15 protein-coding genes are annotated in these 15,358 nt (G+C 31.5%); 7 read left to right on the forward strand and 8 right to left on the reverse strand.

Annotation, left to right across the window (positions count from 1 at the left end; all coding sequences use genetic code 11):
- Positions 1-90: 90 nt before the first annotated feature.
- The gene (locus Q0870_RS02630; protein ID WP_298550818.1) at positions 91-618 is read right to left on the reverse strand and encodes a DUF4252 domain-containing protein; all 528 of its coding nucleotides are present in this window, start codon (positions 616-618) and stop codon (positions 91-93) included.
- A gap of 365 nt (positions 619-983) precedes the next feature.
- Here Q0870_RS02630 and Q0870_RS02635 point away from each other — a divergent pair, with 365 nt between their 5' ends.
- Positions 984-2,186 carry an MFS transporter gene (locus Q0870_RS02635; RefSeq protein WP_298550820.1) on the forward strand — a complete coding sequence of 401 codons (1,203 nt, stop codon included), beginning with the start codon at positions 984-986 and terminating at the stop codon, positions 2,184-2,186.
- A 109-nt stretch (positions 2,187-2,295) separates the two neighbouring features.
- On the opposite strand, the gene Q0870_RS02640 is transcribed toward Q0870_RS02635, so the two are convergent.
- Positions 2,296-2,739, reverse strand: a complete 444-nt coding sequence (locus Q0870_RS02640; RefSeq protein WP_298550821.1) for an Lrp/AsnC family transcriptional regulator — start codon at positions 2,737-2,739, stop codon at positions 2,296-2,298.
- A 123-nt stretch (positions 2,740-2,862) separates the two neighbouring features.
- Between Q0870_RS02640 and Q0870_RS02645 the strand changes: the two genes are divergently transcribed.
- Positions 2,863-3,258 carry a hypothetical protein gene (locus Q0870_RS02645; protein ID WP_298550822.1) on the forward strand — a complete coding sequence of 132 codons (396 nt, stop codon included), beginning with the start codon at positions 2,863-2,865 and terminating at the stop codon, positions 3,256-3,258.
- Between the two features lie 61 nt (positions 3,259-3,319).
- Here Q0870_RS02645 and Q0870_RS02650 read toward each other — a convergent pair whose 3' ends face one another.
- Both Q0870_RS02650 and Q0870_RS02655 read right to left on the reverse strand, forming a co-directional pair.
- Entirely contained in the window at positions 3,320-3,748 is a 429-nt protein-coding gene (locus Q0870_RS02650) for a hypothetical protein (RefSeq protein ID WP_298550823.1), read from the reverse strand.
- A gap of 62 nt (positions 3,749-3,810) precedes the next feature.
- Positions 3,811-7,221, reverse strand: a complete 3,411-nt coding sequence (locus Q0870_RS02655) for a methylmalonyl-CoA mutase family protein (protein WP_298550824.1) — start codon at positions 7,219-7,221, stop codon at positions 3,811-3,813.
- Between the two features lie 145 nt (positions 7,222-7,366).
- Between Q0870_RS02655 and purU the strand changes: the two genes are divergently transcribed.
- Both purU and Q0870_RS02665 read left to right on the forward strand, forming a co-directional pair.
- Complete coding sequence (purU, locus tag Q0870_RS02660) at positions 7,367-8,221, forward strand: formyltetrahydrofolate deformylase (protein ID WP_298550825.1); 855 nt, start codon at positions 7,367-7,369, stop codon at positions 8,219-8,221.
- A 139-nt stretch (positions 8,222-8,360) separates the two neighbouring features.
- Entirely contained in the window at positions 8,361-9,458 is a 1,098-nt protein-coding gene (locus Q0870_RS02665; protein ID WP_298550826.1) for an OmpA family protein, read from the forward strand.
- Between the two features lie 378 nt (positions 9,459-9,836).
- On the opposite strand, the gene Q0870_RS02670 is transcribed toward Q0870_RS02665, so the two are convergent.
- Positions 9,837-10,970: a TlpA disulfide reductase family protein gene (locus Q0870_RS02670; protein WP_298550827.1), complete on the reverse strand. Its 1,134-nt coding sequence runs from the start codon at positions 10,968-10,970 to the stop codon at positions 9,837-9,839.
- Between the two features lie 149 nt (positions 10,971-11,119).
- Here Q0870_RS02670 and Q0870_RS02675 point away from each other — a divergent pair, with 149 nt between their 5' ends.
- The 3 genes from Q0870_RS02675 (at position 11,120) to Q0870_RS02685 (ending at position 12,456) form a co-directional block, all read left to right on the forward strand.
- On the forward strand, positions 11,120-11,824 hold the full coding sequence (locus tag Q0870_RS02675) for a DUF4197 domain-containing protein (RefSeq protein WP_298550828.1): 705 nt from the start codon (positions 11,120-11,122) through the stop codon (positions 11,822-11,824).
- A 204-nt stretch (positions 11,825-12,028) separates the two neighbouring features.
- Positions 12,029-12,226, forward strand: a complete 198-nt coding sequence (locus Q0870_RS02680; protein ID WP_298550830.1) for a Lacal_2735 family protein — start codon at positions 12,029-12,031, stop codon at positions 12,224-12,226.
- A gap of 83 nt (positions 12,227-12,309) precedes the next feature.
- Positions 12,310-12,456 carry a hypothetical protein gene (locus tag Q0870_RS02685; RefSeq protein ID WP_298550832.1) on the forward strand — a complete coding sequence of 49 codons (147 nt, stop codon included), beginning with the start codon at positions 12,310-12,312 and terminating at the stop codon, positions 12,454-12,456.
- On the opposite strand, the gene Q0870_RS02690 is transcribed toward Q0870_RS02685, so the two are convergent.
- From Q0870_RS02690 to prfA, 3 genes are read right to left on the reverse strand one after another with little or no spacing between them, the layout of a single operon-like run.
- Positions 12,416-13,225, reverse strand: a complete 810-nt coding sequence (locus Q0870_RS02690) for a helical backbone metal receptor (protein WP_298550834.1) — start codon at positions 13,223-13,225, stop codon at positions 12,416-12,418. The genes Q0870_RS02685 and Q0870_RS02690 overlap by 41 nt on opposite strands.
- A gap of 16 nt (positions 13,226-13,241) precedes the next feature.
- Complete coding sequence (pyrF, locus tag Q0870_RS02695) at positions 13,242-14,054, reverse strand: orotidine-5'-phosphate decarboxylase (RefSeq protein ID WP_298550836.1); 813 nt, start codon at positions 14,052-14,054, stop codon at positions 13,242-13,244.
- A gap of 10 nt (positions 14,055-14,064) precedes the next feature.
- Positions 14,065-15,141, reverse strand: a complete 1,077-nt coding sequence (gene prfA, locus Q0870_RS02700; RefSeq protein ID WP_298550837.1) for a peptide chain release factor 1 — start codon at positions 15,139-15,141, stop codon at positions 14,065-14,067.
- Positions 15,142-15,358 lie beyond the last annotated feature (217 nt).

The following is a 15,358-nucleotide window of genomic DNA, read 5'->3' on the forward strand; positions in this document are numbered from 1 at the left end:
ATTGAACGGCATGTTTGAAATCCCCGACGCAGGAGGGATTGAGTAGTGAAAGCCCGACCCCTTGCGGGGAACGCCAAAATAATTTATGCATTAGTTTTCTGGATTAAAAGATGGATTTATATTGGTTTGATAGGCTTGCATTAAATTGGTTGAGAAGGTATTAAACGTTTCTTCGTCTGAGAAGGATTTAATTTTTTCTGGGTCGAAATTACCTTGTAAATAATAGGCTGTGGTTTCGGTTTTGGTACTATTAAAAATAATGACATCGGTTACAACTACTCCAAATTCTACAACTGAAATAATTCGTGTATTATCTAATTCATTTTTTCTAAAAACATCCTTAAACCCGCTATTAGTAACAGCACTCATTTCTGCAATGAGATTTTGACGTTTTAAGGTATCTATATTTTCGAACTTAATGTATTTAAAATCTGAAATGTTTCCGATTGCATTTTTAACTTCTGGAGAAATATTACCCAAAAGTGCTTTCATAAAATTGGGTACTTGAAAGGATGTTGTGCCTATATCTGCCTTATGATTGTTATAAAAACTCTGGAAACTACTGCCGCAGGAAACGAGCAAAAAACACACGCTAAATGAAATTATTATTCTCTTCATTATAAAAATTTATCATTGTAAAAATACGAGTTAAATTTATTTTACCTAGATTTGAACTTTAAAAGAAATAAAAATGCGTAATAACGTCACTATTTATAGAAAGCAATGGACCTCTTGTTTAAAGACAAGTTGTTGGGCTGATTATATATTGTGGTGATGTTTATATAAAATATTACAATATTAAAAAGTCCGACTTAGTAGTCGGACTTTTTTTTTGCACTAAACTTTAAAATTTAAATGAATGATTATGACATCGATTAACAAACCCCTTAGGGCCTCTTTAGCGAAACCAAGAATGCACAACATTGACCAATTTATATTCCTGCCCGAGGAGGAATGACTAACAACCAAAATTACTAGAACTCATGAAAACACTTTACCATAATTATCTAAACACATTTAAAGGACTATCAAAAGAAGTATGGTGGCTGGCCTTAATTACGCTTATAAACAGGGCTGGTACTATGGTAATTCCTTTTTTATCTTTGTATTTAACCGAAGATTTACAATTTACATTGGGTAACGTTGGCACCATTATGATGTGTTTTGGACTTGGCTCTGTTGCTGGGTCTTGGCTTGGTGGCAAATTAACTGATACAATTGGTTACTATAAAGTTATGGTTAGAAGCCTTGTTAGCACAGGAGTACTTTTTATAGCTCTACAATTTTTAAATACATTTTACGCTTTTTGTTTTGGTATATTTTTGGTAATGCTAGTTGCAGATATGTTTCGTCCTGCTATGTTTGTTGCACTAAGCGCCTATAGCAAACCAGAAAACAAAACACGTAGCGTTACACTTATTAGATTGGCAATAAATTTAGGCTTTTCTGCAGGACCCGCTGTTGGAGGAATTATTATTACAACTTTAGGTTATGGCGGTTTATTTTGGGTTGATGGCATAACATGTATTCTTGCCACCTTAGTTTTAATTATGGTTTTAAACCCTAAAAAATCTAAAGTATTAGATGAAGTGGTGGTTACAAATCCTGACTCAGCATATAAAGACAAAGCTTTTATCATCTTCTTGGTAGCCATGTTTTTGTTTGGAGTTATATTTTTACAATACTTCTCTACAATGCCAATATATTATAGAGAAGCACATGTTTTATCCGAATTGGATATAGGATTATTATTGGGAGCTAATGGGTTTATTATTTTCTTGTTAGAAATGCCGCTAATTAAATGGTTAGAAAATAGTAGGTTTTCAAAAACTGAACTTATGCTATCTGGAGCTGTTTTAACAGCATCAAGTTTCATTATATTAAATATTACAACTTGGTCTGGAATATTAATAATTGGTATGTTTTTAATGACTATTGGTGAAATGGTAGCTTTTCCTTTTTCGAATGCTTTTGCAATGGAACGGGCAAAAAAAGGAAATCAAGGTGAATATATGGCGCTATATTCCATTGCTTTTTCTATGGCACATATATTTGGTCATAAAGCAGGTATGCAAATGGTTGATGATTGGGGGTTTGATAATACCTGGTACATGATAACAATTATTGGTGGCTTCTGTGTGCTTTTATTATTTATATTGAAAATTCATTTACGTACTAAAAGTTAAGTAGGCTATAAATAGTCAATTTAAATAACGTGAGTTCGATACAAACAAAAATATATTTTACTGGTTTTTAGTGGTTAAAACCATTGTAAGGTCGAACTCACGTTAAATATTATTTTATAGGAATTACTTCTTTCTGTTTTACCACTCTTGATAAAACGATTTGAGTTTTTGACTCCCCGTAACTAATTAACTGATCTATAAAAGATTCAAGATGTTTTTGATTTTTTAGAACCACTTCCATAACTATGTTTTCATCACCAGTAATTCGGTAACAATTAATAACTTCATCATAGGTTTTTACCTTTTCTAAAAATGGTTTTAGTTTCCCCATAAAGGCTCTTAATGTTATGATTGCTTTTAACTGGTATCCAATTTCAAAAGGCGATACGATAGTTTTATAACCTTCAATAATTCCTAAATCCTCCATCTTTTTAATACGCTCTGAAACAGCAGGCGAACTTATACCAACTTGCCTTCCAATTTCGGCATTAGATAATCTTGCGTTTTGTTGTAAACACCTTAAGATCTTATCGTTAATTGAATCTACAATCATTTAAAAGGAAATTAACTTATAATAATTAAAATCTAAAGCAAATATACGTTTTTACTTTAAAAACTAAAGTTGAATTTCATTTCTTGTGAGTAATTTTGATAAAAATGCTATTAGAATAAGATTATGTTACACAATACCCCACTAAATCTATCGGATTTACCTGTTTATCAAAAGGCATTAGAAATTTTTGCCTTATCTCAAAACATATCCATATACATGAATCACGACCTATCTAGCTTAAAAACAGATGGTTCTGAAGATAATGATATTTATTTTTCTGGAGATATTATTCAACAATCTGTATCATTAGTTCCTGAAATTATGAATGCTGAATTGGAGCGTTACACAAATAGAAAGCATAAACATGTGGCCTCTCTTAAGCGATTAACAAATAAGCTTTATAAAAATGCATACCGCTTAGAAAAATCAAATAGTAACGGTAAAGACTTTTTACCTATTCTTAGAAGTGAATTAAAGAAATTTAAGAAGCTTCAAAGTTCTTGGATGCTAACGTTATAAATAGGTTTTGACTGTGCTCAAACCAACATTAAATAGTTCTAGTTACCTGCTTTTTTAGGCTTTAAATTTTCTTGAATTTTTGTGCGCACCCTTCAATACATTGATACCACAAAATTAAGTTTCCGCTTAGTGACAAATCAAAATAAACCTTCGCAGAACGTGAGCTACAGGTGTTTGGAATTATTTCACCGTCATAAATAGTATCAGCTCTATCATCACTTGTTATCATATATGACCCCGTTTCTTTATCACCAACCTCAGACATCATAAAACATAAAACGCCGTTTATTTCAACTGTACCATCGCTCAAGAATTCAATCATTCTATTACTTTCAATTGGCTGAAACGTGCCACTTCCATCTCCAGGATCTGCAAGCTGTTCGATGAGTTTCCATTTTCCAATAAGGCCAGTTTCTTCTGTTGGTTTACCTTCGTCTGAAGTGCAACTGACTAAAAATAAAGCAAATAGAATTATGGCGAGTTTTTTCATGATTTGACAACTTTATAAGTTACCTTTTAGATGCTAAAAATAAAGAATGGTTGCGTAATAAATTACATATTCCGTCTATACTGCCCTCCTACTTCAAACAAAGCATTAGTAATTTGACCTAATGAGCAAACTTTACATACATCCATTAATGCTTCAAATATGTTTTCATTATTTACAGCTTTTAGTTGAAGTGCTTTCAACATGGCTTCAGAATCATTTGCCTTATGAAGGTTTTCTAACGTTTTAATTTGAAATTCTTTTTCTTCCTCAGTAGCTCTAATAACTTCGGCAGGTAAAACTGTTGGTGAACCTTTACTGCTTAAAAATGTATTAACTCCTATAATTGGAAACTTACCATTATGTTTCAATGTTTCGTAATACAAGCTTTCTTCTTGAATTTTTGAACGCTGATACATGGTTTCCATAGCCCCTAAAACTCCACCTCGTTCTGTAATTCTATCAAACTCTAATAAAACAGCTTCTTCAACTAAATCTGTTAGCTCTTCAATAATGAATGAGCCTTGAATTGGGTTTTCATTTTTAGCTAACCCTAACTCTTTATTTATAATAAGCTGAATAGCCATAGCACGTCTTACAGATTCCTCGGTAGGTGTTGTTATAGCTTCGTCATAAGCATTAGTGTGAAGCGAGTTGCAATTATCGTAGATTGCGTACAACGCTTGCAACGTAGTTCTTATATCATTAAAATCAATTTCTTGAGCATGTAAACTTCTACCAGACGTTTGTATATGATACTTTAACATTTGTGCTCTTGCATTGGCACCATATTTATGCTTCATTGCTTTTGACCAAATTTTACGAGCTACGCGTCCTATTACTGCATATTCTGGATCAATACCATTTGAAAAGAAGAAAGACAAGTTAGGTCCAAATTTATTGATGTCCATACCTCTACTCAAATAATATTCAACGTAAGTAAAACCATTGGTTAGAGTCAACGCCAATTGTGTGATTGGGTTTGCGCCAGCCTCTGCTATATGGTATCCTGAAATAGATACTGAATAAAAATTACGAACATTATTTTCTATGAAATATTCTTGAACATCACCCATTAAACGCAATGCAAATTCTGTTGAGAAAATACAGGTGTTTTGGGCCTGATCTTCTTTTAAAATATCTGCTTGCACCGTACCTCTTACTTGAGCTATCGTTTTTGTTTTAATATCTTGATAAATAGCTTCAGGTAAAACTTGGTTTCCAGTAACACCTAATAACATGAGTCCTAAACCATTATTACTTTCTGGTAAATCTCCATTATATTTTGGACGTTCATTACCTTTGTAAAGGTTAGCTATTTTAGCTTCTACTTCTTTTTCTAATCTATTTTCTTTTATATAAATTTCGCATTGTTGGTCAATGGCAGCATTCATGAAAAACCCAAGAAGCATGGGAGCTGGACCGTTTATAGTCATACTCACAGAAGTCATATCATCCGCTAAATTAAAACCTGAATACAGTTTTTTCGCATCGTCTAAACAACAAATCGAAACACCTGCATTACCGATTTTTCCATAAATATCTGGACGATAATCTGGATCGTTTCCGTAAAGTGTAACGCTGTCAAAAGCAGTAGATAATCGCTTTGCCGGCAAACCTGCACTTACATAATGAAAGCGCTTATTAGTACGTTCTGGCCCACCTTCACCAGCAAACATTCGTGCTGGATCTTCACCTGTTCTTTTAAATGGATATAACCCAGAAGTAAATGGGAATTCGCCTGGAACATTTTCTTGTAAACACCACTTTAAAATATCTCCCCAAGCTTGATATTTAGGCAATGCCACTTTTGGAATTTGGGTGTGAGATAGGGACTCAGTATGTGTCTCTATTTTTATTTCATTATCTCTTACTTTGAATGAATAAATAGGATTCTTGTATTTGTTTACTTTTTCACTCCAACCTGTAATGACTTCCCAATTATAAGTATCTAAATCGAGTTTCACTCTATCAAATTCTGCTGTAAGTAGCCTAATAAAATTTTTGTTTTTTGAAGACTCAGTAGATTCAAAATCAATTCCTGACTTGTCTAATTTTGGAGAATTACCAACAACTGACTCTAATGTTTTATAAATACCATAAAGCTTTTGAGCAACTTCAACTTGTTCATCAGCTTTTATATCATAAGCACGATTATTCTCTGCAATTTCAGATAAATATCGTGTTCTGGAGGGTGGAATAACAAAAATCTTTTCACTCATTACATTTGAAATAGTGAACGTAGACTTAAAATCTGAATCGGCCTTTTCAACCAACTTATCCATAACTGCTTTATACAGCGTATTCATTCCTGGGTCATTAAATTGAGACGCAATAGTCCCGAATACTGGTAAATCTTCTTGAGCAACATTCCACAGGTTATTATTACGCATGTATTGCTTTTTTACATCACGCAAAGCATCCAAAGCCCCTCTTTTATCAAATTTATTTATAGCTACCAAATCAGCAAAATCAAGCATATCAATTTTTTCTAACTGAGTAGCAGCTCCAAATTCTGGTGTCATAACATATAAAGAAACATCTGAATGTTCTATTATTTCAGTATCACTTTGCCCTATCCCAGAAGTTTCCAGAATAATCAAATCGTATTCAGCAGCTTTTAAAACTTCAACGGCTTCATTAACGTGTTTTGATAATGCTAAATTAGATTGGCGTGTTGCCAAACTTCGCATGTAAACCCTTGAGTTGTTTATAGAATTCATTCTAATTCTATCTCCTAATAAAGCACCACCAGTTTTCCGTTTTGAAGGATCAACAGAAATAATTCCAACAGTTTTTTTAGGAAAATCTATTAAAAACCGTCTTACCAACTCATCCACCAAACTAGATTTTCCTGCTCCACCAGTTCCCGTAATTCCAAGCACAGGAATTTTAGAGTTTTTATTTTTTAAATAAATATCTTCTATAGTGCGCTTTGCAACCTCTGGAAAGTTTTCAGCCGAAGATATTATTCGAGCAATTTCTTTCGGGTTTTTATTATTTAAATTTTTTAATTCAATATTCAACTTATCACCAATTGCAAAATCCGATTGTTGAACCAAATCATTAATCATGCCTTGCAACCCCATTTCCCTACCATCATCAGGAGAATAAATTCGAGAAATCCCATAATCCATCATTTTTTTTATTTCAGAAGGCAATATTACACCACCTCCGCCGCCGAATATTTTTATATGCTCAGAACCTCTTTCTTTCAGTAAATCATACATATATTTAAAATACTCATTATGTCCTCCTTGGTATGAAGTCAAGCAAATGGCATTCACATCCTCTTGAATTGCAGTATTTACAACTTCTTCAACACTTCTATCATGACCTAAATGAATCACCTCTACACCTGTTGCTTGAATAATACGACGCATAATATTAATAGATGCATCATGACCGTCAAAAAGCGACGCTGCAGTTACTATTCTTACTTTGTGTTTTGGTTTGTACGGCACTTGTTGGTTCATTCGTAAAGATTATTGAATTTTGGTATCGCAATTTACGAAATATTCAAAAAAATCAACTGTTAACAGAAAATTATATAAATTTTGTTTCAATATTCTAGTCTGTGTCATTTTTAAACTAATTTTAGCCCGAGATAAAAATTTATTTATGAATAAGATTACTATTTTAATCCATTGCAAAGACAGACCGAATATAATTGCATCTGTCACCAATTTTATTGCTAAAAATGGTGGTAATATTGTTTATATAGATCAGCATGTTGATAGAGAACAAGACATCTTTTTTATGCGTCTTGAAAGTGAGTTTACATCAGAATCTTTTTCAACAAATGAATTTAAATCTGTTTTTAAAAATGATTTAGCGGACAAATTTGAAATGAAATGGCGTATTTATTCTTCTGAAAAGAAACCGAAAATGGCATTATTCATTTCTAAATATGATCATTGCTTATATGATTTACTAGGGCGGTATAATTCTGGTGAGTTAAATTTGGAAATTCCTTTTATAATTTCTAATCATATAGATTTAAAACCGATTGCTGATAATTTTAAAATACCCTTTTATCATATTCCTGTTACAAAGGACACAAAACAAGAGGCTGAAGACAAACAATTAGAATTATTAGAAAAAAATAATATTGATTTTATTGTACTTGCAAGGTATATGCAAATAGTTTCTTCTAAACTGATTAGTAGGTACCCAAATAAAATAATCAATATTCATCACTCTTTTTTACCTGCTTTTGTAGGCGCTAAACCCTACCACTCTGCATATAAGCGAGGTGTTAAAATTATTGGAGCTACAAGCCATTATGTAACAGAAGAATTGGATGCTGGTCCAATTATAGAACAAGATGTTACAAGAGTCACTCACGCTCATTCAATATCTGACTTAATTTCAAAAGGGCGAGATTTAGAAAAAATTGTTCTGGCTAATGCCATTAAGCTTCATGCAAATAGAAAAGTTATGGTTTTCAATAATAAGACAGTTATTTTTTCTTAACGAAATGTTAAAAAAAAATAAGAAAAAACAGCTTTTATTGCTTAACAAATGTTAATATTCATTATTTTTGTGACTTCTTAAAAATTCATGTGTCTAAACTCATGTGGAAATATTAACCATTAACTAAATTTTAATTTTTATGAAAACAAATTTATTTTTATGCCTAACTTTTTTATTAGGCTTAGGTTTTGCTCAAGCTCAAAACTTACCCTCAAGCCCAGAACCTGGGAAGTGTTATGTAAAGTGTATTACTAAGGACGAATTCAAAGATGTTCAAGAAACTATCGAAGTTTATCCTGCATACACAAGATTAGAAGTAGTACCTGCAACTTACAAAACTGTTGAAGAACGTGTGTTAGTTAAAGAAGCTTCTAAAAAATTAGTTTATGTACCTGCAGTATATGAAACTGTTGAAGTACCTTACGTAAAAAAAGAAGGAAGAAGTGATTTAAACATCATTCCTGCAACTTTTGGAACAAACTCAAGAACTTTTGAAACTTACCCTGCAACTTCAGGATGGGAATACAAAGAAACTGCTTGTGATTCTCCAAACAAAGAAGATTGTATGGTAGCATGTTTTGTTGGTTATCCAGCACAATACAGAGATGTATCTTTTACTACTTTAGCTAAAGATGCTACTGTAAGTAATACTCCTGTTAATGAGAAAAATGCAACTTATACTAAGCAAGTTGTAAAAACTCCTGCACGTATGGATCAAATTGATGTTCCTGCGCAGTACTCTACAATTAAGCGTCAAGTTTTAGCAACTTCTGCTACTACAAGAAGCGTAACTGTTCCTGCTAAATCTCAAACTGTTACTAGAACTGTTTTAGCTAAAAAAGGTGGAATTACTACTTGGGAAGAAGTTGATTGTGGATTATTTGATGCTAACGTTTTACCAATCTTTTATGAGTTAGGTAGCGCACGTATCACTCCTGCTTCTAAGAAAATTATAGATGAAACTTTATTACCATTATTAAACAGCAAGCCTGTAAATATTGAGTTAATGTCTCATACAGATTCAAGAGGTAACGACGATTTCAACATGTCTTTATCACAACAACGTGCTAACTCTGTTGTAAACTATTTAGTATCTAAAGGAATCTCAAGAAGCCGTTTATCTGGTAGAGGATTTGGAGAAACTAGATTAGTAAACCGTTGTTCTAATGGAGTAGAGTGTTCTGAGAACCAACACCAGAAAAACAGAAGAACTGAGTTTAGAGTTTTAAACAACTAGTATTTATAAATATTAAACTATCTATTTTATAGATGGCTTAAAATAACTAAAGCCTGTGAAATTAATTTCACAGGCTTTTTTACATTTCCTATTTTCTTTTAAAGAAATTAGACCCCTTAATTTATACGGCTATTCCTTAATTAGGATAATATATTCACAAATAATTATAACACCTACACATGCCTTCTTTTAGAAAAGAGTTAAAGTAAACAGAGGTTGTTATAATCTTTTAGAGTTGCATTCACTAGGTCTAGCAGAAATAAAATTGTTTAGTAATACATGAAATACTTTCTATAAAATTAAAAAATCAAGAAAAAACCTTATAATTATGGCACAACCGTATAAATAAAAGTAAGTGAAGACAAGATAAATGTTACTCTAAAAAAAACCTCGCTTAGAAATTACATATTGAGGGTATTTCGTATTCTTTTTTGCAACATCTATACCATAACTATCCCACATTCCAGATACCATTAAATCAAAATATTTATAATGTATATCCCAATCGTGTGTAAGATTTAAATCAATATTGTCGTGGTACATAATAATAGGTACATTTAACAAATTAATTAACTTATATTTTACTTCTTCCAAACTAACACCATCAGCTTTTATTTCAGAATCACCTATTAAAAATTTTGGTGTATCTGGTCCCCAGTCAATTTCGTCATCACCCCAAAAACGTGGTTCTTTAATATCAAACACCAATACTTCGCCTTCCAATTCGGCCTCACTTTTCTTCAATCGCAATTTCTTTAAAATCATCTTAGTTTTTTCATAATAAGCGCGTGAATCTAACTTAAACCGCATTTCATAAGACTTATTTAAATCTTCTGGAATATTGATTTGGTTTTTATGACTATTTAAAGTATATGCTAAAATTGACTTTAAATCGCCTTTAAGTTCTAAATAAGATTTATGCATACTAACTCTTAAATCGCTACTTTCTTCAACAAAATTTAAATCAACTATTTCAAGTTCGTTTTCTTGCTCTTCTTCTTCAACAACCTCAACCTTTTCATAAGCATTAATCTTAAACATTTTAGAAACTGGAATACTGTGTTTATTAGTATTTAAAAAACCACCTATTTGATAACCTTTTAAATCTGCAGGATGCCCTTTCCAAAGTTCTTCGCCATAAGCATTATATAAAATACCATAAGGTAAACTTCTAACATTATTATTATTAAAAGTCTCACCATCATAATCTATGGCAACTGCTAGTTTCATTTTATGTTTTAACATAAATCGCTTTACTATATCTGGCCCTTCTTTTGTTAGTGATAGTACATAAAAATTATTTGGGAATTGTTCTTGAAGTGATTCTAGATATTTTGAGACATGAATACACGGACCGCACCAAGTAGCCCAAAAATCGACAAAATAAAGTGCATTATTATCTTGCTTTGCTAGAGATGAAGGTTGAATTTGTTCAGAAATATTTATCTGTCCGAAAATAAATGTCGAACTAAAAAAACATAATAACCAGAGCGTAATTTTATTAAATTTCATTTTTATCTATACTTAAACTTTGCCATATTTTCAATATCATTAAATATATAACAAACATTGTGCTAAAATAGTATTTTAATAAATATAGTTTTAAACCAACATTGTTTAATACTAAAATTTATATTTGCTTAAATATAAATCCCAAAACTATGATACGTAAATTTTTAGCAATTTTTTTAATATTTAACTTGACATCATGTGCCGAATTACAACAAGTCGTTAATCAATTACCGCAAGGCGGAACTCTTGGCAATGCAGAAATAGGCTCTGGTTTAAGAGAGGCGTTAGACCTTGGCATAGACAAACAAGTAACGAAACTTACGCAAACCGATGGTTTTTTTAAAAATGAATTAGTAAAGATTTTATTACCCGAAGAGCTTAGTAAAGTTGATAAAGCATTACGCGATATTGGATTAAGTAATTTAGCAGATGAAGGTTTAAAAGTACTAAATAGAGCTGCTGAAGATGCTGTAAAAGAAGCGACACCTATATTTATTGATGCCGTTAAAGGCATTACTTTTAATGATGCAAAAAACATTCTTTTAGGAAACAATGATGCAGCCACTCAATATTTAACTTCAAAAACTCAAGAAGCACTTTATGCTAAATTTAATCCCGTTATTAAAAACTCATTTAGCAAAGTGGGCGCAAATAAAATTTGGAATAATTTAATAAATAAATATAATACAATTCCATTTACCAAAAATGTAAACCCAGATTTGACTGATTATGTTACTGGCGAAGCTCTAAAAGGTGTATATACAATGATTGCTGTTGAAGAAAAGGATATTAGAACAAAAATATCTTCTAGAACAACAGACTTACTTAGAAAGGTTTTTGCTTTACAAGATTAGCTTTAACACATAATAAGATTGCTTAAAAATCGAATATTTTTTATTCGGTTTTTTTATACAATCTATTGTGTTATTTTAATATTTATAAATGTTTCTTGAATTTATAGGTTCAAAAAAAACAATAAATGTTATTAAAAAAATTAGTTGGTTTTTAAAACTTATTGATAAAAAATGTATATTTAAATACTTGTTTATCAAACCATCATGAACAGAAAAGCAGATATTAAAATCCAACAAGCCAAACTTTATACAAAGTATAAGCTTTTAGTAGAGCAAGCTTATAACCTTAGACAAACAGATTCTGCTTTGAGTGATATTTCAGAATATAGAGCTATTAAGTTACTTAACAAGTTAAATAGGTTGGAATATCTTCAGAGAGAACAACTTCAAACTAACATTTAGGTTTATTTAATAATTCTTTAACATCTTCATTACATCTAAAACTCTCATTTACACGTACTTTATATATATAAAAAGAACGTAACATGAACACACAATTTTGTAGAGTTGGAAAAATTAAAGCCAACCTAAATCAGTCAATTAGTTTAAAAGAGTTTGAAAGAAGAATAGCAAACTTTGTAGATGATACTACTAAAGTTGATTATTCTGAAGATTTAAACGGAGCGTTTTAAAGTAAACAAACGCTTTTGTTAATCTAGAGCCATACCAAGAAAACATTTCACCATCAGCTAATATTATAGTTGCATTGGGGTAAAATTCTTGTAACCCTTTTTTATGTGTTTCTTTGAACGGAAAAGGTTCAGAAGAAAGCATTACCAAATCTATATTTTTAGATTCTTCAGAATTTGCTAGTTCAATTTCTGGATATCGTTCTTTGTTCTCATATACATTTTGGAGTTTATTTAATAGAAGTAAATAATTTATAAATGTATTATTTCCTGCTACCATCCATGGATTTCTCCAAATAAAATAGGCGACTTTTAATGTCGGTTTGTTTTCAATAAAGGTGTTGAAGCTATTTAATTCGGTTTCAATATCATTTATTAATGATAAGACTTTTTCTTTACAATTAAAGATTTCACCGTACTGATGAATTAGTTCTAAGCTATCTTCAATATTATAAATATCAGATATATGAACAGCACAGATTTGTTCGCAAAGTCCTACTATATCTCTTGTGTTTTCTTCCTTATTACAAAGAATAATATCTGGTTTAAGTGCTTTTATTTTTTCAAGATGAATTTGTTTTGTGCCTCCAACAACTGCAACATTAGTTTTAATATGATGCGGATGCACGCAGAACTTTGTAACACCAACTAAATAGGATTCTAAACCTAAATCACAAAGTAATTCGGTTTGACTTGGGACTAATGAAATGATTCTCTTTGGAGTTTCTTTTAAATCAATACTTCTGTTCAGTTGATCTTTAAAATTCTGCATAGTATCAGAATTTCAATTAACTCAAAATAACTTCCATCTCTTTTTGAAGTTCTTCAGCTTTTTTAGCTGCAGCTTCACCAAAGTCATCATCGTTAGAAGCATAAATAATACCTCGCGAAGAGTTTATCAATAACCCAACATTCTCACTCATTCCGTATTTACAAACGTCTTGTAAATTTCCGCCTTGAGCGCCAACACCAGGAACTAATAAAAAACTATTAGGTATTATTTTTCTAATATCTACCAAATACTCTGCTTTAGTAGCGCCGACAACATACATTAAATTTTCAGAATACTTCCAAGATTTTGAAGTTTCTAAAACATGTTTGTAAACTTCTTTACCATCAATGTCTTGTGTTTGAAAATCAAAAGCTCCTTGGTTTGATGTTAAAGCTAAAAGAATAGTGTGCTTATTTTCAAAAGCTAAAAAAGGTTCTACAGAATCTTTCCCCATATAAGGTGCAACAGTAACAGAATCGAAAGCTAAATCTTCAAAAAAGGCTTTAGCATACATGGTACTTGTATTACCAATATCTCCACGCTTAGCATCAGCAATTGTAAAAATTTCTGGATGGTTTTCGTTTAAATAGTTAATCGTTTTTTCAAGAGCTTGCCACCCTTTAATACCATAGGCTTCGTAAAACGCCGTGTTAGGCTTGTATGCAACACATAAATGATGTGTTGCATCAATAATCGATTTATTAAAAGAAAAAATAGGATCTTCTTCTTTTAAAAGATGTTTTGGTATTTTATTTAAATCAACGTCTAACCCAATACATAGAAAGGAGTTCTTCTTTTTGATTTGCTTAACAAGTTGGTTTGTTGTCACGTAGTTTATTTTAGATTACATCAGTATTAGCCTTTAACTTTTCCGTATTGTCAGCTAGTTGTAATTCATCTATAATTTTTTGAATATCTCCATTTACTATGTTTGATAAATCATAAAGTGTTAACCCTATTCTATGATCTGTAACACGACCTTGCGAATAGTTATATGTTCTAATTTTAGCACTTCTATCACCGCTTGTTACCATAGTACCGCGTAGAGCAGCATCTTCCTCCATCTTTTTAGCTAACTCTAAATCGTATAAACGCGAACGCAGCACTTTAAAGGCCTTCTCTTTATTTTTATGTTGAGACTTTTGGTCTTGACATTGTGCAACCAATCCTGTTGGAACATGCGTTAATCTAACAGCTGAATATGTAGTATTTACAGACTGACCTCCTGGACCAGAAGAACAGAAAAAATCAATTCTAACATCTTTTGGATTTATTTCTACATCAAACTCTTCGGCTTCAGGAAATACCATAACGGTTGCCGCACTTGTATGCACACGCCCTTGTGTTTCTGTTTGAGGTACTCGTTGTACACGATGCACGCCGGCTTCAAACTTTAACGTTCCGTAAACATCATTACCAGTAACTTCAAACTGAATTTCTTTAAAGCCTCCATTAGTTCCTTCACTAAAATCGACAGTATCAACCTTCCAACCTTTACTTTCACAGTATTTAGTGTACATTCTAAATAAATCGCCTGCAAAAATACTAGCTTCGTCTCCTCCAGTTCCTGCACGTAATTCTACAACAGCATTTTTAGAATCTTCAGGGTCTTTTGGTATTAAAAGCATTTTTATTTCCTCTTCTAATTTAGGAATACCTTCTTTAGCCTCGTCATATTGCATTTTAGCCATTTCAACCATTTCTGCATCACTTCCATCTGAAATAATCTCTTCGGCTTCAGCTAAATTATTAGTCAATTCTAAATATAATTCTCGCTTATCCATAAGAATTCGCAAGTCTTTATATTCTCTATTTAATGCAACGTACCGCTTTTGATCAGTAATAATATCTGGTTGGATAATTAAATCACTAACCTCATCAAAACGCTGTTTTACTATTTGTAATTTCTCTAACATCTGCCTTTTTAATTGGGAATCAAAAATACGATAATTTATGAATTTTCAATGATTACACACTACCGTTATTGGCTAAATAAAAAATATTCTTTAACAAACAGCGTTATTATAGATACTTATGCAACAACTAATATCCATATTAATATTTTATAGACCTTTTATAATATGGTCTTTGGTTGTAAATATGTTCTTTTCTTTTTTAAGATTTGAAGTTGTT

Source organism: uncultured Algibacter sp. (genome assembly GCF_947487575.1).
GTDB lineage: Bacteria > Bacteroidota > Bacteroidia > Flavobacteriales > Flavobacteriaceae > Algibacter_B.

Bases quoted from the DNA above. Each gene is read 5' to 3' on its own strand.
- Q0870_RS02630 (WP_298550818.1), bottom strand. From the start codon at position 618: ATGAAGAGAATAATAATTTCATTTAGCGTGTGTTTTTTGCTCGTTTCC.
- Q0870_RS02635 (WP_298550820.1), top strand. From the start codon at position 984: ATGAAAACACTTTACCATAATTATCTAAACACATTTAAAGGACTATCA.
- Q0870_RS02640 (WP_298550821.1), bottom strand. From the start codon at position 2,739: ATGATTGTAGATTCAATTAACGATAAGATCTTAAGGTGTTTACAACAA.
- Q0870_RS02645 (WP_298550822.1), top strand. From the start codon at position 2,863: ATGTTACACAATACCCCACTAAATCTATCGGATTTACCTGTTTATCAA.
- Q0870_RS02650 (WP_298550823.1), bottom strand. From the start codon at position 3,748: ATGAAAAAACTCGCCATAATTCTATTTGCTTTATTTTTAGTCAGTTGC.
- Q0870_RS02655 (WP_298550824.1), bottom strand. From the start codon at position 7,221: ATGAACCAACAAGTGCCGTACAAACCAAAACACAAAGTAAGAATAGTA.
- purU (WP_298550825.1), top strand. From the start codon at position 7,367: ATGAATAAGATTACTATTTTAATCCATTGCAAAGACAGACCGAATATA.
- Q0870_RS02665 (WP_298550826.1), top strand. From the start codon at position 8,361: ATGAAAACAAATTTATTTTTATGCCTAACTTTTTTATTAGGCTTAGGT.
- Q0870_RS02670 (WP_298550827.1), bottom strand. From the start codon at position 10,970: ATGAAATTTAATAAAATTACGCTCTGGTTATTATGTTTTTTTAGTTCG.
- Q0870_RS02675 (WP_298550828.1), top strand. From the start codon at position 11,120: ATGATACGTAAATTTTTAGCAATTTTTTTAATATTTAACTTGACATCA.
- Q0870_RS02680 (WP_298550830.1), top strand. From the start codon at position 12,029: ATGAACAGAAAAGCAGATATTAAAATCCAACAAGCCAAACTTTATACA.
- Q0870_RS02685 (WP_298550832.1), top strand. From the start codon at position 12,310: ATGAACACACAATTTTGTAGAGTTGGAAAAATTAAAGCCAACCTAAAT.
- Q0870_RS02690 (WP_298550834.1), bottom strand. From the start codon at position 13,225: ATGCAGAATTTTAAAGATCAACTGAACAGAAGTATTGATTTAAAAGAA.
- prfA (WP_298550837.1), bottom strand. From the start codon at position 15,141: ATGTTAGAGAAATTACAAATAGTAAAACAGCGTTTTGATGAGGTTAGT.